Here is a 22,010-nt window from a genome sequence, read left to right on the forward strand (position 1 = left end):
ACCTACACTATTCGTTTTGATTAATACTTTAATCGCAACTAATTTTTAGAATAAAAAAGTTAAAGAGGGACAAGGAATAACGGTTACAATATAAATTTGTATGATACAATCTTCTAAAACACCCGTTCCATTTCAATCAAACAGAAAATATTCTGTTTTAGAAATTCTTCAGCTCATCATACTGGCCTCTTTGATTCTGTACTTTGGTAAAACACTATTTATTCCGTTAAGCTTTTCATTACTCATTAGCTTTATTCTGTATCCCATATGTAAATGGATGCAAACAAAGGGAATTAACAAAGGAATTGCAATTATTATTTCCATTTTAGGAGTAACCGTTTTGGTGGGAGCGGTAATTTATCTATTATTCGCACAGTTTTCAGAGTTTCTTCAGGAATGGCAATCTTTGAGAGCTAAACTTACAGAAACGATAAATCAATTGAGTACTTTCCTATCCGAAAGATTTGACATCAGCCTTGAAAAACAATCGGAATTCATCAAAAATACGCTCAATAACTCTGGTTCAGAAGCTTTTTCCTTGCTGCGAAATACCGCATATTCCGTATCAGAGTCTCTATTTTACCTATTAATGATTCCTGTTTTTTCAGCGCTGATTCTATTCCATCGCCAGATGTTATCGAATGCGTTGTATGAACTTTTTCCACCAGAAAGAAAAAGCACCATTCACGAAATCCTTATTGAAACCATTCATGCCTATTACAATTTCATCAAAGGAATGTTAGTGGTATATTTAATAGTTGGACTTTTAAACAGCATTGGACTGCTGATTATCGGGGTACCACACCCATTTCTGTTTGGTTTTATAGCCTCAATTCTAACATTTATACCTTACGTGGGAATAATGATTTCATCACTCTTACCCATTGCAGTTTCCTGGATAACGTATAATTCGATTTGGTACCCATTAGGTGTTATAATAGTCTTTTCTATTGTACAAGTACTCGAAGCCTATATCATATTTCCTTTTGCGGTGGGAAGCCGTTTGAAAATAAATACACTTGTCATCATTATTGTGGTAATTGTAGGAGGCATTTTATGGGGTGCTGCAGGAATGATATTGTTTATCCCGTTCATTAGTATCATAAAACTGATTGCCGACCGTACACCAAGTTTAAAGACATTATCCGTTTTACTGGGAGATGGCGAACAAAAGAAAGTTACGAAATAATTTACATTAAAAGACCAAAATCAAACTTCCAATCCAACGCTGTTTTATACCATAATTGCCCCTGTAAAACCTCCAATGGGCAGTCAAAATTATTCGTATAAAGCGCTCCGGTTCCTAATCCCTGTGGCATTGAATTGTGCTGTAAAAAGGTCCATTGTGCGATGGCATTTAGCCCAATATTACTCTCCAAAGCTGAGGTAATCCACCATCCAATTTTATGCTTTTCAGCCAATGAAATCCACTCTTGGGTTCCTCGAAAACCGCCTACAAAACTAGGCTTCAAAATGATGTATTGCGGTTTGATTTTCTCCAATAACAACTCTTTTTCTACCCGTGTAAATACACCGATTAGCTCTTCATCCAAAGCAATAGGAAAAGGAGTAATTTTACACAGCTCTGCCATACTGTCAGTATGATTTTTTTGTATCGGCTGCTCTATACTATGTAATTTAAATTCAGATAGTTGTATTAATTTATATAAAGCTAAATTTTCATCAAAAGCACCATTCGCATCGACACGAATTTCAACTTGTTCCGGAGTGAAATGTTCCCGAATAAACCGAAGCAACTGCAGTTCTTTATCGAAATCTATCGCTCCTATTTTGAGTTTTATGCAACGAAAACCATCTGCTAATTTTTCCTCGATTTGTTGCTTCATAAACGACTCCTCACCCATCCAAACTAAACCGTTTATAGGGATGGATTTTGTACCATTTGTAAAGTTCGAAGGAAAGAGTAAAAAAGGAGTTTCACTAGCCAAAGATTGGAACGCCATTTCCACTCCAAATTGTATCGAAGGAAACTCCAATAACGCTTCCCAAAGCCAGTCTTTCCCCAAGTGAATATTGTCACAAGTCCATCGCAATTTTTCTTCATAATCCGGTCGATCATCAATACTCAATCCACGAAGAATTCCACATTCACCAATCCCCTTTTTACCATCTTGTTCCAAGACGATAAACCAAGTTTCTTTTTCAATCATGACGCCACGGGAAGTTCCTGACGGACGTTTGAAATTAAGAATGTATTTGTGGTAGGTTGCTTTCAAGAAATTATAAATTATGAGTTATAGACTATGAGTTACTATAACCCAATCACCTATTTTTAATAAGCCTGAATCAATACATCTGTAGGGATATTTAATCTCTCATGCAGTTGACGGATCATTTCTAGAGAAAGTTTTCGTTTGCGATTTAGGATTTCACTCGCACGACTTTTTAAACCAACAATATTGGCTAAATCATTTTGATTATATCCCATTTGCTCCATTCTGAATTTTATAGCCTCAATTGGGTCTGGCATACCAATAGGAAAATGGTCATTCTCATATTGGTCAATTAAAATACCAAGCACTTCCAATTCGTCACCTTCAGGCGAACCGTTTTTAGCATCAAAAATAACTTCAAGTCTTTCGAGAGCTTGGTTATAATCGTTTTCTGTTTTTATAGGCTTAATTTCCATTGCAATTAAATTTCGTTGGCGTTAATTTTATCATATTCTGCATGCGTTCCAATAAACCGAATCCAAACCATTTGGTGGTCAAAATTAATTTTAACTATTAATCGGTAATTATTTCCCTTGATATTAAACACAAACCGATTATTATTTAAAATACTTACACTTGGATATTGTTGTTTTATCACGTTGGGATTTTCCCATTCGGCTTTGCTCGTTTCCTGAAACCAAGACATTAATTGCTGTTCACTATCAGTATGAGCTACCCAAAAATCTCTCAATGTTTTTTTTGCAATTACTCTCAAATTCTATTTATTTTACAAAGATAATAAAAAAGTTCCCATTTTGGGAAATTATTTTTTAAAGATTTAAAATCAAAATAATTAATTTTATCCAGACTTAAATGTCCTTATATTCCTTTATATGGTAAAACAATAAATCCGTTTTTAAACCATAATAAGACATTTAAGAAAATATGAGTTTTAGAAAAGTGAATCTACTTTTCGATTAACTTCAAAACTCTTTCAAAATCATCATTTTGAATGCCCACCTTTTTGAAAGTCTCAAAATCTTGTTTTACTTTTTGAATCCAGCTCAAACTGTCTGTTACATTTTGTGACTGGTATTCTTTGTAAATAGCTTTTGCCGACGCATAATTATCATTTAATAAATATGCGTGTGCCAAATTCAGTTTTATCAATAATTCCGAATCATCGAGCTTCTCGCCTTCTTTTAGGAATTTAATCGCTTTTCCATATTGTTTGGTTAAGATATAACTGTTTCCAATTGCATTATAATCCAAAGCGGTTGCTTTTCCATCATTGATTATAGTTGTCAATTTCATAATTGCTCCACCTTGCTCACCTTGTTTTACCAATAGAGACGCTTGTTTTCGCAAATCATCATAAACCCCTTTAGAAAAGCTTGTTTCACCAAAACAACTGTTACCAAAGTCTTTAAAAGCTTTAGAACGCTCTATCGCTAATAAATTTTGGAATTCCTTAAACTTATATTTAGATTGTATTTTATCCAGAATACAAACGCAAAAATCATCTGAATTGGTCATTTTTTGAGCCATATTCGATGTTTTGCATTGATCAATGATTTGTTTTCTGTTTTCCAGAGTCCATCCGCGACTGAGTTTGTTATCAACCCACGGCACGACTTCGAGAATAATTTTTTGATTCATGATCCAGTTTTTACTTTCGAAACCAAACCATAAATTTCCAGAATTGGATTGCATACAAGCCGATTTCTCTGTAGAAAGCCGTTTGGCATCTTTACTAACCGGCGTATCCTGAACCAAACAAGCATCGTCAGTTTTTCCGTTTTCTTTGTATTTCACAGCCAAGTCTGCGCTAGAAAAAACAGCATACTTGCATTTATCATCTCCAGAGATTTTAGACAAGATAAAAACAGCTCCTGCTGAACCCTGACTGATTCCTGTTGGGTCTTGAATGGCTTTTAAAACCGAAACTAAACTGCCCGCCATTTGCTGATTTTTATCCAAAAGTGTTATTCTGTAAACTACTTCAGTAGTTCCTTCGGGAAAATCTTGGGTTTTTATGATAATTCTATCTCTTGCGGAAACTGTAATTTCTTCAGTTGTAGCGCGGGTTTTATCCCAATAACCATCTTTTTGAGGAAAAACAGATTGAAACGAAATAGTTGTTAATACTATTAAAGCAATTTTTTGAATGTTCATTTTCTTGATTAACGTTTTTTAGCCCAGATTACTTCACTTAATTTCTATTTTCATCTGAGTTCAGTGAACTTCGTTTGCAGTGGAAATCCTTTTTACAGCCTTTTCAACGGATAAAAAGATTACTTCACTATACTTTTATTTTCATAGGAGTTCAGTGAATTTCATTTGCAACGTATAGCTGGATTAGCTTCAAATAAAAAATTATAATTCGATGGAACTTCCTATTTCCAGTAACATTAAATCTTTTCCTTTATTGAAGAATTTACGAATGGCGTCTTCATGATCGATTTCGATATAGCCAAAAGTGTCGTAATGATATCCTAAAATTTTATCACAATCCAAGAAATCAGAAGCAACAATAGCATCTTCGACATCCATGGTGAAATTATCTCCTATTGGCAGAATCGCCAAATCCAGTTTGGTACGCATAGGAATGAGTTTCATATCCATAGTAAGCGCTGTATCTCCGGCAATGTATACATTTTTATGTTCCCCTTCAATAACAAAACCGCCCGGATTTCCTCCGTAACTGCCGTCAGGAAAAGAACTGGAGTGAATGGCATTGACATATTTCAGTCTTCCAAAGTCAAAATTCCAGCTTCCTCCGTGATTCATGGGGTGTGTCTGAAAACCTTTTTGGCAATAATGGCCCGCAATTTCAGCATTAGAAACTATTACTGCATTGGTTCTTTTGGCAATTGCCTCCACATCCAGAATATGATCTCCGTGCGCATGAGTTATTAAGATAAAGTCTGCTTTTAACGTGTCGATATCAATATGTGATGCATTTGGATTAGCAGAAATATAAGGATCTACAATTATGTATTTGCCTCCAACTTCTATCCCCAAAGAGGCATGACCGTAAAATGTTATTTTCATTTGAATTAAATTTAAAGATCTAAAAATGGACTGATTTGAGTTTTAATTTACCTTTAATAATTATTGACAATCAAGTCCGAAAAGAAGAAAATCATACACAATGCCAACAATACAGAAAGTGCAAAAGTACTTAGCGCTAGTTTTTTTAATTCTGGATCTAATTCCTTAGTATTGTGATTTTTATAAACGGTAATTAAATGTTTAGTTAAAGGGATATAAGCTAGTAAAAATAAGTATTGATCAAAGTGAAAATGGTTTATAATTGCAAAAACCAACACCAAAATCATAGCTGAAACAATTAGGAAATAATGGTATATTTTAGCTTTGGCTCCGCCAATTTTTACGACAATCGTGTTTTTATTTGATTTTCTATCCGATGCTTCGTCACGCATATTGTTCAGATTTAAAACTCCAACACTCAATAATCCAATGGCTGTTGCAGGTAAAAACAATTCAAAATCCAGTTGTTTTGAATACAAAAAATTAACCCCTAAAGTGCTTACTAAACCGAAAAACACAAAGACAAATAAATCTCCGTATCCGCGATATCCATATGCTGTATTTCCCACGGTATAACGAATTGCCGACACTATAGATAAAATCCCCAAAACCAAATAGAATAAGGAATACCATAAATTAGTATCTGTAAACGCATAGTAAATTAATAACATCGCCGAAAGCAACGTCAATGCCGATGTGATTATAATGGCGCGTTTCATAGCTTCGGGCGTAATTACGCCGCTTTGTATGGCACGTTTTGGACCAACACGGTCTTCGTTATCCGTTCCTTTCATGCCGTCGCCGTAATCATTAGCAAAATTAGACAGTATTTGCAGTCCAAGTGTAGTTAATATGGCAAAGCCAAAGAGCCTCCAATTAAAGACTTCCGTTGGCGTTAATATGTTGTCCGTTGGGTGTGCCAAAGCATACATGCTCCCTACAATTATTCCGGAAACTGATAAGGGCAATGTTCGTAAACGTGCAGCTTCAATCCAGTGTTTCATATCTTTTTGTTTAAAAGTTTAAGGTTTAAGGTTTGTCGTAACAATAACTTTAAACCTTAAACTATTTTGTTTACATCCAATTACTATCGGAAGTTTCTATTTCGTACAACCAAAGGTTGACTTGTTGTTTTATTATTATGTAATTCCCTAACTGAAAAGCAATATTCCCTCCAGCCGTATGCAACGTTATGGAACCTATATTCAACTTTTTATGCCAGAAAAGCTGAGAAGTAGAAATTGCCTGTATTTTGCTTGGCTCAATAATCTCATTACTAACATCCCAGGCCCCACTCTGCTTTATTATAAAATTATCGTTGATGAATAGTCGGTTATTTATGAATTTAAAATATTGGATCAATCCAATAAAAATAACATAAACAGGCACTAAATAACCATACTCAAAAAAAACTGGCTCAATCCAATAACCAACAACTATAAAACCAAACAAAGGTAAACCTATTGTCAAGAAAATTGAAAAAACAAGTTTACGAAAATTAGGCTGAAGCATCAATCCTTTTTCCGGAATTTTATGAAACAATAATTTCAATATAGCATCCCGCTCGGGTTCGCTACAACCCGGAATTTCAATCGCTGATTTGCGTTCTTCCTTTTCACCGCTGGTTGCTTGCTTTATTTTCATTTCCAAAATACCCATTTTGTTTTGGAAATAATTTCTGGTAATAGTTGTTATCTGAACTTTTTCGGGTTTGATAATGGTACTTTTTGTATTTAACAATCCAAAAGAAAGCAATAAAGACCCTTTTTGTCTGGTAATTTTATAATCAAAATATTTAAAAACAACACGTATCACATTCACAACCAAAACAACACCAAAAAAGAATACTATCGATAATAAAATAGTTTGAAGAACTAAATTTTCGTCTATGTATGACCCGACTCTTTCTTTATAAATACCATTTTCATCTCCAAAATTTTGAAAATTCTCATAAAGAGTAGTAAAAAAAATCAGCAATAAAGCAATACTTCTTTCATAGTTAGAGGTGATTCCAACTTTTAATAAACTCAAAAAACTTATTTTTATAAAAGGATGTTCTGCTTCAAGTGGTTTGTCTTCCGTTTCCTTAAATTGAAATGCTTCAGATTCACTTACACTCTTTTTTTCTTCATTATCTAATAGTCGAGATTTTAATTCCAACGCCAATTCATGTGAAATCGCTTTTATGGCGCCTTCTTTTTTATTGCTGCCGGCTGTATCCACATCGAGTTCATAAACACCAATTATTTTTTGAATAAAAGACTGATTGATATTTACCTGTTGGATTTTACGGAGCTGAATCGTTGTTTTAGTTTTATTGAAAACTCCTTCTGTAATGATGAATTCTTCGTTTTCTGTGTCTAAGAAAAAAGTAAAATTCAAATATTTCAAATAGGAAACGACTCCAATACTTACAAAGACAGCAAGCATTCCAAGTAAAAGATATAATTTATTAATCTCATCAAACTTAAAAATCCAAATTACAATCACAGGCCATAATGCCCTCGCGTATTGCTGAAGCGTGTAAAAAAACATCACCAAAATACCTATGACAGATTGCCTTTGCGGCTGACTAAAATCGGCACTCATTAAAGTTGTTTTTGTATTTTACCCATCAAGAGTTGTTTGATATTTTCGGCCTGTTCTTTTTCGATTCCGGGAATTTCTATATCACTGGAACTACCTCCAGCAGTAAAAATTTCAATTTTAGCCAATCCAAAGTAACGTGAAACTATTCCTTCATGCAGTGCCACGTGTTGTATTCTATTATAAGGAATTACAATTGTATTTGTAGCAATAATTCCATATCTAAAAAGAACATCATGATCTCTAAAAGCAAAGCCTTTCTTTTTGAAACTTAAATTTGAAAAGAAAATAAAAATCAGGATAAAGAGTCCAAAAGCACTGCTAATTTCCAATCGATAAGTCACTAATTCTTCAATCTTTAATAGCGCAAATCCCAAACCAATTGTTATCAACAAAAACACTATAAACAAATTAATCAAAATCACTTTCCAGTAGGATTTTTTCAAACTTAAAAAAGGTACTTCCTCAAATTTAGGAAGCTGCGTGATATCTATAGTTTCGTTGCTGAAATTTTCCATTTAGACTGTTTATATTTTTTACCACAAAGGCTCTATTCTTTTTCTTGCCACAAAGACGCTAAGACCCTAAGTTTTTTTATGCATTGTTTTATAAGCCTGAATACTGACAACGAGATTTATTCTTCTCCCGAAGCTTCGGGAGAAATGACAAATCACAACTGCGCTCTTGACAACAACTGACCACTGAATACTAAATACTAAATTATGGTAACCATTTTTTTTCAAAATTTGGTTTTCTTTTTTCAAGAAATGCATTTCTACCTTCTTTGGCTTCTTCGGTCATATAAGCAAGGCGTGTAGCTTCACCTGCAAAAACCTGCTGTCCTACCATTCCATCATCAGTAAGATTCATAGCGAATTTTAGCATTTTGATAGCCATAGGTGATTTGCCTAATATTTCCTGTGCCCACTCATAAGCGGTAGCTTCTAATTCGTCATGTGGAATTACGGCATTGACCATCCCCATATCCATAGCATCCTGAGCCGAATAATTGCGTCCAAGGAAGAAAATTTCACGTGCTTTTTTCTGTCCGACCATTTTGGCCAAATAGGCCGATCCATAACCACCGTCAAAACTGGTCACATCGGCATCGGTTTGTTTGAAGATCGCGTGTTCTTTACTCGCCAAAGTCAAATCGCAAACAACATGCAAACTATGTCCGCCACCTACAGCCCAACCCGGAACTACGGCAATGACCACTTTAGGCATAAATCGGATTAAGCGTTGTACTTCCAGAATATTCAAACGATGTTGTCCGTCATCGCCCACATAGCCTTGATGACCACGCGCGTTTTGATCGCCACCGCTACAAAAAGAATACACTCCATCTTTAGACGAAGGTCCTTCGGCAGAAAGCAAAACTACCCCTATAGAAGTATCTTCTTGGGCATCGTAAAACGCATTATACAATTCAGAAGTCGTTTTGGGACGGAAAGCATTACGCACATCCGGTCTGTTAAAAGCTATCCTGGCAACGCCATTATATTTCTTATAGGTTATATCCTCGTATTCTTTGACAGTGATCCAATCCATTACAATTGATTTAAATTATTTCAGTGTAAAATTAAATCATTTTTTACATTTTATCTATTCTATTTTAGAGAAGCTTATGGTAATCTTTCTCTGATTAAACAATCGAAAATGTTAAAAATTCAAAATAAAATCAGATCTTAACAGTTGGAATTAAAAATAATTATTACTTTTAAATATTGCTAATCAATAGAATATAAATTGATTGAGCTGGATTCTTTAACTGATTTATTAACCTAAAAAATGAACTTTTTTGATTACAATTGAAAATTTTGTCGCTCATTTTTCTACGGTATTAAATTATAAAAATAGTTCTGAAACCACGATAAATGAGCAAATGGGAAAACCATTTGTTGGAATAGTAAAAAGAAATAGTAACACCTACGGTTAAATCAAAGGATTTGTAAATCCCCATATTATAGTAAAAGCGTAAAAATAAAAACGCAACTAATTTTTGGAAAACAATCCTTATAGAATAAAAAAAAACCAAATGGCTTTAATGTTAAACTGATTCTTAAACTTTTAAGCAAGTGTTTAAAACATTTAAAGACAAACCCATTTTTACAAAGTAAACTTGAGCTTAAGTAAATATTTTAAGATAGTATAGTAATATTATCAGTAACAAAAGCGAATAAATATACTTTTGAGAATGTACGAAAATTTTGTTTTATTATTGTTTTAATTTTAGTAGAAAAACAATACTAAAAAAAGAGAAAGACTAACCTTTATGATTAGTCTTTCTTTTTTTTATTCCTTAACCAAGTAAATTCCGTCTTCCTTGATCTCGATTAATTTTTCCCTGTACAAAGCACCAATGGCTTTCTTGAAGGTTTTTTTACTCATTTTCAAAACCGTTTTAATGTCTTCCGGATGCGAATTATCCGTCAAGCGTAAGAAACCTCTACTGGCTCTTAACTCATCAAGAATTTTCTCGGCATTTGGTTCGATACTTTGATATCCTTGAACTTGCAATGCCACATCAATTTTATTGTCCGGACGTATCGTTTTAATATACCCTCGCATGCGGTCTCCCGTACGAATAGCATCATCATACACCTCATCTTTGTACAACAAGCCTTTGTGTTTTTCATTGATGATAACATTGATTCCTATCTCGGTAATATGCGACACGATCAAATCTACTTCTTCGCCTTTTTCAACGGTAAGTTCCTCATTTTTCAGGAATTGATTAGTCTTACTTGATGCCACCAAACGGTTCGTTTTTTCGTCCATATAAAGATATACCAAGTAGCGTTTCCCTTTTTCCATAGGACGCGCTTGCTCTTTGAACGGAACCAAAATATCTTTTTCCATTCCCCAATCCATAAAAGCACCAATCTGATTGGTATAATTCACACGCAAAAGTGCAAATTCATTCAATAAAATATACGGCTCTAATGTGGTGGCAACGGGTCTTTCTTCGTGGTCCAAATACACAAAAACAATCAGCTCCTCACCTATTTCAAATTCGTTTGGAACGTATTTATTAGGCAAAAGAATATCATGTATTCCTTCCGGATCTTTCTCGGGATTTCCCAGAAACAAACCCACTTTGGTATCGCGTAAAATGGTAAGCGTATTGTATTTTCCTATTTCAATCATTTTCTTTCAATTTCTAAAGCGCAAAGGTACGAAGTTTGAAAATAGTAAATTAGGAAACATTCCACAAAAAAATAAAGCCTAAATCCGAGTGTTATTTCATTCTTAGGAGCATAACTTTGCGTTGTTTCATCACGAGTTGTCCCGCTGTCCGCAGTATCTTTTTCTCTGGTTCTCGATACTCGCTTTTCAAGCGAACTCGAACCGACGAGAAAAAGGATACTTGCTCCCATCGGGGCTAGAGTAGAAAGTTTTGTTTTTCAGAAGAATTATAGCGTCACGTTTGTCTATAATTCAAAAATACATTTGCATATTTTGCAATCATTTTTTTATATATTTGAAAATATTCCGCTACAAAGTAGCGCAAAGCCACCAAATATTAGGTGGACAGGCGCTACTTTGTTTCGGGTATATACAAGTTAGTAGCCATTAAAAAACCAGAAAAATGAAACATATTTTATACATATTGATTTTAATTACTATCACAAATTGTAGAGTTAAAGAAAATACTTGTGAAATCTCAAAAGAATTTAATGGACATTCAGAAGCAATTTTAGGAATTACTGAATCTCCAAATGGAAAATTTATTTTAACAGGAAGTGAAGATGATAAAGCCATTTTGTGGAATGAAAAAGGAGAAATTGTTTATCAAACTGATGTCCACGAAAGGAGTGTAAATGATGTTGCTTTTTCGCCTGACAGTAAACAATTTATAACTGCGGGAAGTGATAAAACTTTTTTAATTTGGAAAATAGATGGGACAAAATTAAAAACTGTATTTGCAGATGAAATTTATGTAAAAACAGTTGTTTATTCAAATGACGGGAAGTATATTTTAAGTGGTGGTGGCGATAATATTGCAAAACTATGGACTTCCGATGGAGAGTTTATTAGAGATTTTAAAGGACATACTTGTACCATTTATCAAGCTTCATTTTCTCCTGATAATAAATCAATAATACTTGCAAGTTGCGACAATACCTTTTCAGTTTGGAACATTAATGGAGAGAAAAAATTTTCAAAAGAATACCATTTAAGCGGAGTAAGCGCAGCAAGTTTTTCACCAGACGGGAAAACCATATTAACTGCAAGTTTTGATAAAACAGCAGCTCTTTGGGATTTAAATGGTGAATTATTAACTTTATTTAAAGGTCATACAGACGAAATCAATCAAGCTGAATTTTCTTCAAACGGTAACTATATATTAACAGCTAGTGAAGATGCAACTGCAAAACTTTGGAATAATAAAGGAACACTAATTAAAACTTTTGGTGAAGTAAGCAAAGTTGATTACACAAGTGCTACATTCTCAAAAGATGGACAATTTGCAATAATATCATCGAAGACCAACAAAGTAGATTTTTGGAGATTACCAATTAATAACGACTACTAACAGCTAAGGTTTCGTTGGGCTTGCAAAGCCAACAATGAAACCCGCTCCGCAAAGTCACAGACTTTGAGGAAAGTGAAAAAAGGTCTCCCGACCGCTACCAATAAAAACTGTTGATTAAAGCGGTCAGAGACCGACAAATACAACCTCAAAGTCGCAGACTTTGCGGAGCCAGGGTATCGTTCCAGTTTCAGCAAAAATGTATTTTGAAAAACCAGAAAATGATTTAGAAGGTTTTGAAAATGATTTTGGTTATGAAGCAATTCCAGAGGGAACGGATACTGAAATTGATGAAGAAGGAAAAAAATATGCTATTCGTAAAAAGAAAATATATGCCAATCCGGAAAGAGTAGATGCCATTGCAAAATTCATTTCAGAACGATTAGTTTCAACGGTGTATCATAATATTAGAGGAACAGCCAAAGCAATGTTGGCAGTATCTTCCATACAAAATGCAATACGATACAAAAGACAAATAGATAAACAATACAAAGTATTGGTTGAGCAAAAAAAATACGAAAGGTTTACAGCTGCACCAATTTACATAGTGTACTCAGACAGTCAAGACCAACCTAGTAGCAACAGTGTTAATGGAGGTTTGAGTGAAAAGCAAGTATTGCAAAACTTCAAATTAGCAAAAAATGGTTTAATAATAGTAGTTGACAAATTGCAAACGGGTTTTGATGAGCCTAAATTGCATACCTTATTTTTAGACAAAGAAATTCGAGGTATAAATGCCATTCAAACCATATCAAGAGTAAATAGAACTACCAAATATAAAAACGATTGTAAGATTATTGATTTGTCATACAAGAACGTAAATGTTAAAAACATAAAACAAGCTTTTGAGCATTTCAGTAATGTAGTAGTATCAGATTTTGACCCATTAGGCGATGAAGAAAAGTTAGAAATCTATCAGGCAGCATTAAAAGAAAACGACTTGTTTGTAAAGCATTTTAAGGCATTTCAAGAGTATAGTGAGGGACGTAATGATATCAATATTATATTAGCAATAGATAATGATTTTACAAGATTCATTACGGTTGAAAAGAAAGAAGCTAAAAAGCTTAAAAAAATAATTAACGAATATTTCAAAATTTTAAATCTCATTGAATTTGTTATTGAAATAGATGAAAAATACAGCGAAGAATTGTTTCTACAGTTCTGGCGTAAATTCAACATCATTTATGGTCAAATCAATAAAGGGGATGAGATTATTGATGATGTAGAAATTTACTTTGATAATAAAATAGGTATCGTTGTTCCGCAAGATTATGTAGTGAAAGATACAAAACCGAAAGTCCTTGGAGAACCTAATGGCGAATATGGAGAAACTAAACCACTATGGACTGAAAGTCCATAGATTTGGTTGGCAGACTTAAAGTCTGCACGGTTATAACACTTATTTATTAGCCACAAATTACGCAAATTAACACGAATTAATTTACGAAAATTCGTCCAATTCGTGACTAAAACATTTTTAGAAGCTAAAGCGAAATGCACTAAAGTACATAGTTTTAACTATTTTTGGGACCAATAAATTCAAATACAATATTTTAAAGGTAATTGAAAAACGCAATCAAGAAGAAGAAGCAATAGCAGAACTCATTTTAGATTTCGAAAGCAAAATTGATACTTTCTTTGAATTTATAAAATCTGATGAAATGGGTAAAAGAATCATAGCTAAAATCAAGGATAATGGCTCTGCTTTTTCCCAAGATGAAATATATACAGACTTCAATAAATTGTATCGAAAATATACAATAATGAATAAAGAGTTGGGAGAGTTTTTCAAAAGGGAAACAAAAGATATTCTAAATCAAATGTGTGATGATTTTGAGAGATCTTTTATATAAAGATCCACTCGCTGAAAAGTATCCGTCTTTAAAACAGTCTCCCGACTGCACATAAATTGGAAACTAGTTTAATTAAAGCGCTCTCGTTTAAAGTTTTTTTTAGATCTTTTACCCTTAACTGCCATTGTTAAAAAAATACTAAAAATTAGGAACATTAAAAAAAAGTAATAACTTTGTATGTACTAAAAAACATATCATGGACGTTTCAGTCATACCAATCGGAAATTCTAAAGGCATTCGTTTATCGAAAACCTTATTAGAAAAATATAATATCACAGACAAAGTTGAACTCATTCTTGAGAAAGATTATATTATCTTGAAACCAAAATCAGAACCGAGAGCAGGTTGGGAAAAAGCATTTAAAAAAATGCACGAAAACGGAGATGATAAATTGCTGATAAACGATGTTTTTGAGGACGAAAATCTTGAAGAATGGATTTAAAACAATATCAAATCGTCTTGGTCAATCTTGACCCAACCATTGGAAGTGAAATGAAAAAAACGCGACCTTCTGTAATTATTTCTCCAAACGAAATGAATACCTTTTTACAAACTATTGTTGTTGCTCCAATGACAAGTAGTTCAAAAACATATCCGACAAGAATTGAAATAAATCATGATAAGAAAAAAGGCTGGATTGTTTTGGATCAAATTAGAACCGTTGACAGACAAAGAATAACTAAAGTTTTAGGAAATCTAACCGAAAAGGAAATCCGAAAAGTTAAAGAGGTTTTAAAAGAAACTTTTGTGGATTAATTAAACAACGGCAGTTAACCCCCTCCGCAAAGTCTTTGACTTTGAGAAACTAGCACTACCCTTTAAAATAGTAAAACGAAAAATCACTTCATAAAAAAAGCGCCAAAAAAGGGCGCTTTTCAATTTTTATATCAATTTACTAATTGTAAACACTTTCTTTCTTGAAATGAACGGTTAGTAAATAATAGATAACGGCTCTGTATTTATTTTTATTGGAGCGACCGTATATTTCCATAACGGCTTCTATCCCGGCATCTAAATGGACTCCGTCAACCAGTTCTAATTTTTTGATTAGAAAGTTGTTTTTTACTGTATCTAATTCTGATTGTTGGCTTCCGGCGACAGTGGCTGAATCCGCATTATAAATGGATGGTCCGCAACCAATGGTCACTTTTGTCAACAAATCCATGTCTGGATTTACACCACATTTGTCTTTCAAATCGGCTGCATACTTTACAATTAATTCGTCTCTTGCACTCATAAATAAAAGTTTAATATTTGATTAATAGATTTTAACTCTCTCAAATTTAAACATTTAATCATGCCTTTTAACGAACACCCCAAAATAATTAGACCAATTCTTTAAAATATTGCAGTAAAATGCTGTTATTTTCCAAAGTGGGTGTAAAAATTTCCAAAATACTTGGCTTTTCATTTTGAGCGTACAAAGCGTTCAAACTGTTTTCTAAACTCGTTTCATCATTGGCAATGCTATATTCAAAACCATACATTTTAGCCAAATGTTCCGCAGTAAGACCATGCGATGTTTCAAAGAAGGTATTAAAAACGGGACTTTCTTCATGTCCGGGCAAAATTCTAAAAATTCCACCACCTCCGTTATTTATCAAAATTATTTTAAAGTTTTTTGGGATGTAATTGTTCCACAAAGCATTGCTGTCATATAAAAATCCAATATCTCCAGTTATGAAAATCGTTTGTTTTTTATTGGCCACAGCCGCACCAATAGCCGTAGATGTACTTCCGTCGATTCCACTGGTACCACGATTGCAATAGACTTCAATTGAAGGATCGATGTCTATTAATTGCGCATAACGAATCGCCGAACTGTTGCTGATTTGTAATTGACTATTTTTTGGTAAACTTTGAATTACTTTTTCAAAAACTTTAAAATCTGAAAATTGAATTTTTGCCAAATAGATTTCATGTTTTTGCTTTCGCAAAAGTTTCACTGCTTCCAATTTCTCAAAATAATCGCTTTTTACCACTTCCGTTAAAGGTAAAAATACTTCGAAAAAAGTATTCGGATTAACTTCAAAATGTTTAGTCAATGCATTGAAAGTATCATACGCCCTTAAAGTGTCAATATGCCAATGGTGTTTTGGTTTGTATTTTCTCAAAAAAGCCTTGATTCGTTTAGAAACTATCATTCCACCAAAAGTTACCAATATTTCCGGTCGAAAATCCTCAAACTCCTCATTGGTAAAAGGGGTAATTATAGTGTCAATATTGTTTATAAATGAAGGATGATACACGTTGGACGTAGTTTCTGTCATAACAACAACCGATTCATCTTGAGCTAATACAGCGATTGTTTTTTCATTAATCAAATTTGGTTCATTTACACCAACTAAAATCATTTTTTTAGTTGAATTGTTCCAAATAGTCGCAAACTCCGAAATATTTTCTATGGTGCTCCATGTATTCAAATTTGCAAAACCATTAACCATGACATCAACTGAAAGTTCTGAAACGGTTTCGTATAAAGGCTCTTCAAATGGTGCATTGATATGAACTGGTCCTTTTTTATGCAAGGCCAAATCTATCGCTTCATTAATTTTGAAATCATTTGCTTTTGAAACAACTTCATTTAAATTGGCATTGTATAAAGAATGGTTTATAAAGACATTTTCCTGTCGGATGGTTTGTCCGTCACCAATGTCTATTTTGCTTTGTGGTCTGTCCGCAGAGATTACGATTAAAGGAATCTGACTGTAAAATGCTTCCGCAAAAGCAGGATAATAATTCAGTAATGCTGAACCCGATGTACAAACCAAAGCTACTGGCTGTTTTGTTTGCTGCGCAATTCCAAGTGCAAAAAAAGCAGCAGCACGTTCGTCAGCAATGCTATAACATTCAAAGGCGGGATTGCTCACAAAACCAATCGTTAACGGAGCATTTCGTGAACCCGGGGAAATTATTATGGTGGTGATTCCTTTGGCCAAACAAATCTGAATGATGCTTTGCGCTAAAGGTATTTTGGGGTAAATCATTATTTTAGTTTCAAAGGAACAAAGATACAAAGTTGCAAAGGTTTTTCTCTAATCTTAAATAGTTTTCTTAAATTTGAAGGAAAATAGATTCTATATGGAAATCAAGATAAGACCAGCTGTTTTTGCCGATATCGATACAATATTGGAAATAGTTAATCATCAAATACTTCACAGTACCTCTAATTATGATTATGAACCACACGATTTTGAAACCCAAAAATTATGGTTTGAAGACAAATTGAAAAAAAATTTACCGGTAATTGTGGCGGAATTTGAAAACGGGGCAATTGGATTCGCTAGTTATGGTCCATTTAGACAAAAAATAGGCTATCAATTCACAGTAGAACATTCTGTTTATGTTGCCCAAGAATTTATAGGAAAAGGTATTGGAAAACTGCTATTGGCTGAACTCATTCGATTGGCAAAAGAGCAAGGATACCATGTTATGATTGGCGCTATTGATGCTGATAATTCAGGAAGCATTGCTTTTCATGAAAAGTTTGGTTTCAAAGTGGTGGGTACTATTCGTGAAGTAGGTTATAAATTTGATCATTGGCTTGATTTGGTTTTTATGCAATTGATTCTAAAATAAATAAGTGATTTTCATATACAAAAACATAATTGCTCCAAGAAAAGCATAACTGTGTAAAGAATAGTACATTTGCACAACTAAAAATTTCATGAATTACACCTTACTCTCATCACCCTTACAGGGATTTACCGACTTTCGTTTTAGAAATGCCTTAAACAAATATTTTGGAGGAATTGACACTTATTATTCCCCTTATATTCGTTTAAACGGAAAATTGGTCATTAAACCGTCTTACGAAAGGGACCTACTGCCTGAAAACAATGTTGGTTTAGAGGTAATTCCACAAGTTATAACAAACGATGCCGATGAGTTTTTATTTGTAGCTAAATATGTTCAAGAACTGGGTTATAAAGAATTAAACTGGAATTTAGGATGTCCGTATCCAATGGTCACGAAATCCGGTATGGGTTCCGGTCTTATCAGTAACCCCGAGAAAATCAATAACATCCTTCACAGAGCACATTCCGAATCTGACATTATTGTGTCTATGAAAATGCGTTTGGGTTATGAAAATAGTGAAGAAATTCTTGATGTTTTGCCTATTTTAGACAGGTATCCTATTAAGAATATCGCCATTCATGCTCGCATTGGCAAACAACTTTATAAAGGTGGTGTACATTTAGATGCGTTTCAACAATGCGTCGATAACACGATTCACAAACTGTATTACAATGGTGATATTACTTCGGTGGCTAAATTTCATGAAATGCAGCAACGTTTTCCCACCATAGACCACTGGATGATAGGGCGAGGATTAATTTCCGATCCTTTTTTACCAAGTATGATAAAAAGCAATACTATGGAATACCCTGCAAACAAAATGGAATTATTCAGTGCATTTCACGACACCTTATACGGAATATATAGTGAGTCGCTATCGGGATCTACACATATTTTATTGAAAATGTATCATTTATGGGAATACTTTTCTGCTACATTTTCAAATCCACATAAAGTATTAAAACAAATAAAAAAAGCGCAGAGTATTAGAAATTATGAAGCGGCTGTTGCAGCAATTTTCAAAAATGAAAAAATTTAATTTTTAACTGTTTCTAAAATAAAAAAGCGATTTTCAGTTTCCCGAAAATCGCTTTTTCATTATGCTTTTATAACTAACTATGCTTTAATCCAATTTACGATTGAAGCATCTGTAGGTAACGTTTTTGGCGAAATAACTTTTTCAAGTTCTCCTTTTTCATTTATAAGGTATTTTTGAAAATTCCATTCTACTTCTGAATCTTGTAATCCGTTTTTAGATTTTTGGGTTAAAAACTGATATACTTCAGACATATCGTCCCCTTTTACTGAAACTTTGTCCATCATAGGAAACGTTACGCCATAATTCAATTGGCAAAAAGTTGCAATCTCCTCATTAGTTCCTGGTTCTTGTGAAGCAAAATTATTAGCTGGAAAACCTACAATCACAAATCCTTTGTCTTTGTATTCTTTATATAGCGCTTCCAAATCCTTGTATTGTGGCGTCAATCCACATTTTGAAGCCGTATTCACAATCATGATTTTTTTACCTTTCAAGGAAGCAAAATCAAAAGTATTTCCTGATAAATCGGCTACTTTAAATTGATAAATGGTTTCTTTAGACATGTTTTTTGAAATTATATTTGAATTCGATTTCGATATTTGTGCCTGATTTTGACAACTAAAAAGTAATATCGCACAACTGACCAGAAATAATAGGTTTTTCATAATTATATTTTTTATAAAAATAAAACAATTAATTGTTGCTTAAAAATTTATTTTGGTTAAACACAAGTTAAAAAAGAAGCCTAACGTCAAACAAAAACGAAAGGCTTCCAAACAAAACAAACTAATCTTCATTTTAAAAAACCATATACTTGTCCGCAATGTTACCTAGCAACAAAAAATAGCACACAGATTATACAGATTAAACGGATTAGCACAGATTTTTTTAATTATTTTTTATTTAAATTTGGTGATAATTCGTGTAATTCGTGGCAAAAAAATTTTTTAGGTGTTATTACAGGCAAGCATAAAAAACTAAAAGGTATACGTAATTTTACCTTTCATAAAAAATGGGGTTCCTGGTGTAAAATGAATTTCTGCTACACTTGTTGACTCATTTTGTAATCTTGATTCGGTGGCAAATTGGGTTTCATTCCATTTGGTATTGAATAAATTCTCAATCGCTACACTGAAAGAAATATTTTTGATTTTATAATTGATGTTAAAATCAGAAACAAAATACCCTTTGGCAACAATCGAATTATCCTCGTTCGCAGGACGGCTTTTTAAATAGCGATAGTGAATTCCACCGGAAAAACCATTTAAATTCTGGAAACTTAACCCTCCGGTAGAAGTAAAATCTGGCGCTAGCGGAATATAATCTTGTCCTTTTGGTTCATCGATACTTCTGGCATAGGTATAATTAGCATCGGTATCAAAATACAACCAATCATTCAGTTGATACCGCAATCCTAAATCAAATCCCATACGTTTTGATTTTCCGCTTGGCTCAATAATTCCGGCATCTCCTACATAAACAAACTCTTGCTCTAAGTATAAATACCACAAAGCTGAATTCACAATTAGCTTTGGAAATGGCTTCCAAATGATACCAACATCAGTTCCTATGGCTTTGGGTAAAATTTGTTTTCCACTATTTTGAACCACAACCCGAGTATCATTAGAATGAAAACCTATTCCTGATTTAATAAAAAATTGCAAGTTGTTGTTTTGCGAATAGATAAAATTCAGTTTTGGTGAAATTTTGATCTTATTTTCCGTTTTATAATCAGCGGTCAATTTATCTTGGTAATTAAATTTGAAATAATCCAATCGCACTGCGGAATTAATCATTAATTTTCCAAAACTGAATTCTGAATTTACGTACGAAAAAAAATTAGACTCATCAATATCTCCTAATTTTATATTTTCTAAAACCGTTCTTCTGTTTAAAGTATGGGAAAGCTCCGTATCTGTTGTTGCATCGGTCCGAAAACCTATCCCATATTGCAACAATACATTGACATCATTTAGCTTCGTTTTCTTATTCAATTCTGCATTCATACCATAAATACTTCTATTCTCTTTCTGTCTAATTTGATCGCCATTGATAGGATCTTCAAGGAAAAAAGTAAAGTTAGAATACAATTCGAAATCATATTTTGAATAAAAAGCATTGGCTTTTACGAATGTATTTTCATCAATTGGTTTGCTCAAAGAAGCATTTATATTCGTTCTTGAAGTACCCCCACCTTCCGTATCATCCACTGAGCCAAATCTCGAAATGGTTCCGTTATCAACCAATCGTTGTGGTATTTGACCAGAAGCATCCCATCTACTAGAAAAACGAGAGACAGAAACGGAAAATTTACTGTTATCATCTAAAATAGCCGAATATTTACCCAACAAATTGATTCGGTTAAAATTTTGAGGAGAATCAAAAGGACCGTCTGTCAAAATATATTCGGTAGCAATGTAGGCACTTTGCTTTTTTTGGCTTCCCAAAAGATTAAATAATCCTACCGTTCTTACCGTATTGAATTGTCCCACTTCGAGTCCAATACTGCTTTTTTCTAATTTGTCTTTAGTTTGGAAAGCAACGTATCCTGCCGTGGCAAAATCCCCTTTGTTAGCATAATACGTTCCTTTTCCAAAATCTATTTTTTCTACCGTTTCCGGAATCACAAAATGCAAATCGGCATAGCCTTGACCGTGCGCATGAGACACCATATTTACTGGCATTCCATCTACTGAAATTGCAATATCAGTACCATGATCAATATCAAAACCTCTCAAAAATAGTTGCTCTGCTTTGCCACCACCTGCATGTTGCCCGATGAATAAACCAGGTACTTTTCGTAAAATTTCTTGTGACGAATTTACGGGTGTCGTTAGCAAATCTATTTTCGAAATTACATTCATCGCCGAAAGTTTTGCTTGAATTACAATCTCATTCAGTCTAAAAACAGCATCTTCTAAAGTAATTCTAACTTCAGAACCAGTAACCGTGTAATTCATTTTTTTAAACCCAAGAGCATTCACTTTCAAAATGTTTCCTCCCACTGTTTTATCAATACTAAAAATTCCAAATTCATTCGTATGAGCGTGGCTTCCTGAACTTATATTATTGACGTATGCACTTTCTACTGGATTCCCATCAAAATCAACCACTATTCCTTTTTGAATCTGGGCATAAGTAGTCCAACCCGAAAGAGTTATCAGGATTATAAAAAAATTCTTCAT

The 22,010-nt window shown here is 33.5% G+C and carries 23 protein-coding genes; 9 read left to right on the forward strand and 14 right to left on the reverse strand.

Annotation, left to right across the window (positions count from 1 at the left end):
* Positions 1-100 precede the first annotated feature (100 nt).
* Positions 101-1,189, forward strand: a complete 1,089-nt coding sequence (locus tag ACNO7W_RS09700; protein ID WP_417937984.1) for an AI-2E family transporter — start codon at positions 101-103, stop codon at positions 1,187-1,189.
* Position 1,190: 1 nt separating this feature from the next.
* Here ACNO7W_RS09700 and ACNO7W_RS09705 read toward each other — a convergent pair whose 3' ends face one another.
* The 9 genes from ACNO7W_RS09705 to ACNO7W_RS09745 all read right to left on the reverse strand — a co-directional run bounded on the left by ACNO7W_RS09705 (position 1,191) and on the right by ACNO7W_RS09745 (position 9,365).
* Positions 1,191-2,237 carry an o-succinylbenzoate synthase gene (locus ACNO7W_RS09705; RefSeq protein ID WP_417937985.1) on the reverse strand — a complete coding sequence of 349 codons (1,047 nt, stop codon included), beginning with the start codon at positions 2,235-2,237 and terminating at the stop codon, positions 1,191-1,193.
* 56 nt (positions 2,238-2,293) lie between these two features.
* Positions 2,294-2,650: a helix-turn-helix domain-containing protein gene (locus tag ACNO7W_RS09710; RefSeq protein ID WP_417937986.1), complete on the reverse strand. Its 357-nt coding sequence runs from the start codon at positions 2,648-2,650 to the stop codon at positions 2,294-2,296.
* A gap of 5 nt (positions 2,651-2,655) precedes the next feature.
* Entirely contained in the window at positions 2,656-2,949 is a 294-nt protein-coding gene (locus tag ACNO7W_RS09715; protein WP_417937987.1) for a type II toxin-antitoxin system HigB family toxin, read from the reverse strand.
* Positions 2,950-3,140: 191 nt separating this feature from the next.
* A complete protein-coding gene (locus ACNO7W_RS09720; RefSeq protein ID WP_417937988.1) occupies positions 3,141-4,349 on the reverse strand; it encodes a tetratricopeptide repeat protein in 1,209 nt (402 codons plus the stop codon).
* A gap of 201 nt (positions 4,350-4,550) precedes the next feature.
* Positions 4,551-5,228, reverse strand: a complete 678-nt coding sequence (locus ACNO7W_RS09725) for a metal-dependent hydrolase (RefSeq protein WP_143387337.1) — start codon at positions 5,226-5,228, stop codon at positions 4,551-4,553.
* A gap of 53 nt (positions 5,229-5,281) precedes the next feature.
* Entirely contained in the window at positions 5,282-6,232 is a 951-nt protein-coding gene (gene menA / locus ACNO7W_RS09730; protein WP_417937989.1) for a 1,4-dihydroxy-2-naphthoate octaprenyltransferase, read from the reverse strand.
* 70 nt (positions 6,233-6,302) lie between these two features.
* Positions 6,303-7,817: a PH domain-containing protein gene (locus tag ACNO7W_RS09735; protein ID WP_417937990.1), complete on the reverse strand. Its 1,515-nt coding sequence runs from the start codon at positions 7,815-7,817 to the stop codon at positions 6,303-6,305.
* Positions 7,817-8,332: a PH domain-containing protein gene (locus ACNO7W_RS09740; protein WP_417937991.1), complete on the reverse strand. Its 516-nt coding sequence runs from the start codon at positions 8,330-8,332 to the stop codon at positions 7,817-7,819. Before ACNO7W_RS09740 ends, ACNO7W_RS09735 begins: the two co-directional genes overlap by 1 nt.
* Positions 8,333-8,534: 202 nt before the next feature.
* On the reverse strand, positions 8,535-9,365 hold the full coding sequence (locus tag ACNO7W_RS09745; protein WP_417937992.1) for a 1,4-dihydroxy-2-naphthoyl-CoA synthase: 831 nt from the start codon (positions 9,363-9,365) through the stop codon (positions 8,535-8,537).
* Positions 9,366-9,615: 250 nt separating this feature from the next.
* On the opposite strand from ACNO7W_RS09745, the gene ACNO7W_RS09750 reads away from it, so the two are divergent.
* Complete coding sequence (locus ACNO7W_RS09750; protein WP_185963159.1) at positions 9,616-9,753, forward strand: hypothetical protein; 138 nt, start codon at positions 9,616-9,618, stop codon at positions 9,751-9,753.
* A gap of 356 nt (positions 9,754-10,109) precedes the next feature.
* On the opposite strand, the gene ACNO7W_RS09755 is transcribed toward ACNO7W_RS09750, so the two are convergent.
* Positions 10,110-10,964 carry a S1 RNA-binding domain-containing protein gene (locus ACNO7W_RS09755; RefSeq protein ID WP_417937993.1) on the reverse strand — a complete coding sequence of 285 codons (855 nt, stop codon included), beginning with the start codon at positions 10,962-10,964 and terminating at the stop codon, positions 10,110-10,112.
* A 442-nt stretch (positions 10,965-11,406) separates the two neighbouring features.
* Between ACNO7W_RS09755 and ACNO7W_RS09760 the strand changes: the two genes are divergently transcribed.
* The 5 genes from ACNO7W_RS09760 (at position 11,407) to ACNO7W_RS09780 (ending at position 14,963) form a co-directional block, all read left to right on the forward strand.
* Complete coding sequence (locus ACNO7W_RS09760) at positions 11,407-12,354, forward strand: WD40 repeat domain-containing protein (RefSeq protein WP_417937994.1); 948 nt, start codon at positions 11,407-11,409, stop codon at positions 12,352-12,354.
* A gap of 196 nt (positions 12,355-12,550) precedes the next feature.
* On the forward strand, positions 12,551-13,714 hold the full coding sequence (locus ACNO7W_RS09765; protein ID WP_417937995.1) for a type I restriction enzyme subunit R domain-containing protein: 1,164 nt from the start codon (positions 12,551-12,553) through the stop codon (positions 13,712-13,714).
* Positions 13,715-14,015: 301 nt separating this feature from the next.
* On the forward strand, positions 14,016-14,207 hold the full coding sequence (locus ACNO7W_RS09770; protein ID WP_417937996.1) for a hypothetical protein: 192 nt from the start codon (positions 14,016-14,018) through the stop codon (positions 14,205-14,207).
* A 196-nt stretch (positions 14,208-14,403) separates the two neighbouring features.
* Positions 14,404-14,649: an AbrB/MazE/SpoVT family DNA-binding domain-containing protein gene (locus tag ACNO7W_RS09775; protein WP_417937997.1), complete on the forward strand. Its 246-nt coding sequence runs from the start codon at positions 14,404-14,406 to the stop codon at positions 14,647-14,649.
* Entirely contained in the window at positions 14,640-14,963 is a 324-nt protein-coding gene (locus ACNO7W_RS09780) for a type II toxin-antitoxin system PemK/MazF family toxin (protein ID WP_417937998.1), read from the forward strand. The genes ACNO7W_RS09775 and ACNO7W_RS09780 overlap by 10 nt, the downstream gene beginning before the upstream one ends.
* Before the next feature lie 139 nt (positions 14,964-15,102).
* Here ACNO7W_RS09780 and ACNO7W_RS09785 read toward each other — a convergent pair whose 3' ends face one another.
* Together ACNO7W_RS09785 and menD are read right to left on the reverse strand one after the other, a co-directional pair.
* Positions 15,103-15,444 (reverse strand): DUF2853 family protein, encoded by a 342-nt coding sequence (locus ACNO7W_RS09785; RefSeq protein WP_417937999.1) that lies wholly within the window; start codon positions 15,442-15,444, stop codon positions 15,103-15,105.
* Positions 15,445-15,532: 88 nt separating this feature from the next.
* Positions 15,533-17,194, reverse strand: a complete 1,662-nt coding sequence (menD, locus tag ACNO7W_RS09790; RefSeq protein WP_417938000.1) for a 2-succinyl-5-enolpyruvyl-6-hydroxy-3-cyclohexene-1-carboxylic-acid synthase — start codon at positions 17,192-17,194, stop codon at positions 15,533-15,535.
* A gap of 94 nt (positions 17,195-17,288) precedes the next feature.
* Here menD and ACNO7W_RS09795 point away from each other — a divergent pair, with 94 nt between their 5' ends.
* Both ACNO7W_RS09795 and ACNO7W_RS09800 read left to right on the forward strand, forming a co-directional pair.
* Positions 17,289-17,786, forward strand: a complete 498-nt coding sequence (locus tag ACNO7W_RS09795; RefSeq protein WP_417938001.1) for a GNAT family N-acetyltransferase — start codon at positions 17,289-17,291, stop codon at positions 17,784-17,786.
* 88 nt (positions 17,787-17,874) lie between these two features.
* The gene (locus ACNO7W_RS09800) at positions 17,875-18,825 is read left to right on the forward strand and encodes a tRNA dihydrouridine synthase (RefSeq protein WP_417938002.1); all 951 of its coding nucleotides are present in this window, start codon (positions 17,875-17,877) and stop codon (positions 18,823-18,825) included.
* Between the two features lie 77 nt (positions 18,826-18,902).
* Here ACNO7W_RS09800 and ACNO7W_RS09805 read toward each other — a convergent pair whose 3' ends face one another.
* Together ACNO7W_RS09805 and ACNO7W_RS09810 are read right to left on the reverse strand one after the other, a co-directional pair.
* Positions 18,903-19,490 (reverse strand): glutathione peroxidase, encoded by a 588-nt coding sequence (locus ACNO7W_RS09805; RefSeq protein WP_417938003.1) that lies wholly within the window; start codon positions 19,488-19,490, stop codon positions 18,903-18,905.
* Between the two features lie 312 nt (positions 19,491-19,802).
* Complete coding sequence (locus ACNO7W_RS09810) at positions 19,803-22,010, reverse strand: TonB-dependent receptor (protein WP_417938004.1); 2,208 nt, start codon at positions 22,008-22,010, stop codon at positions 19,803-19,805.

Source organism: Flavobacterium sp. ZB4R12, assembly GCF_048276375.1.
Lineage (GTDB): Bacteria > Bacteroidota > Bacteroidia > Flavobacteriales > Flavobacteriaceae > Flavobacterium > Flavobacterium gawalongense.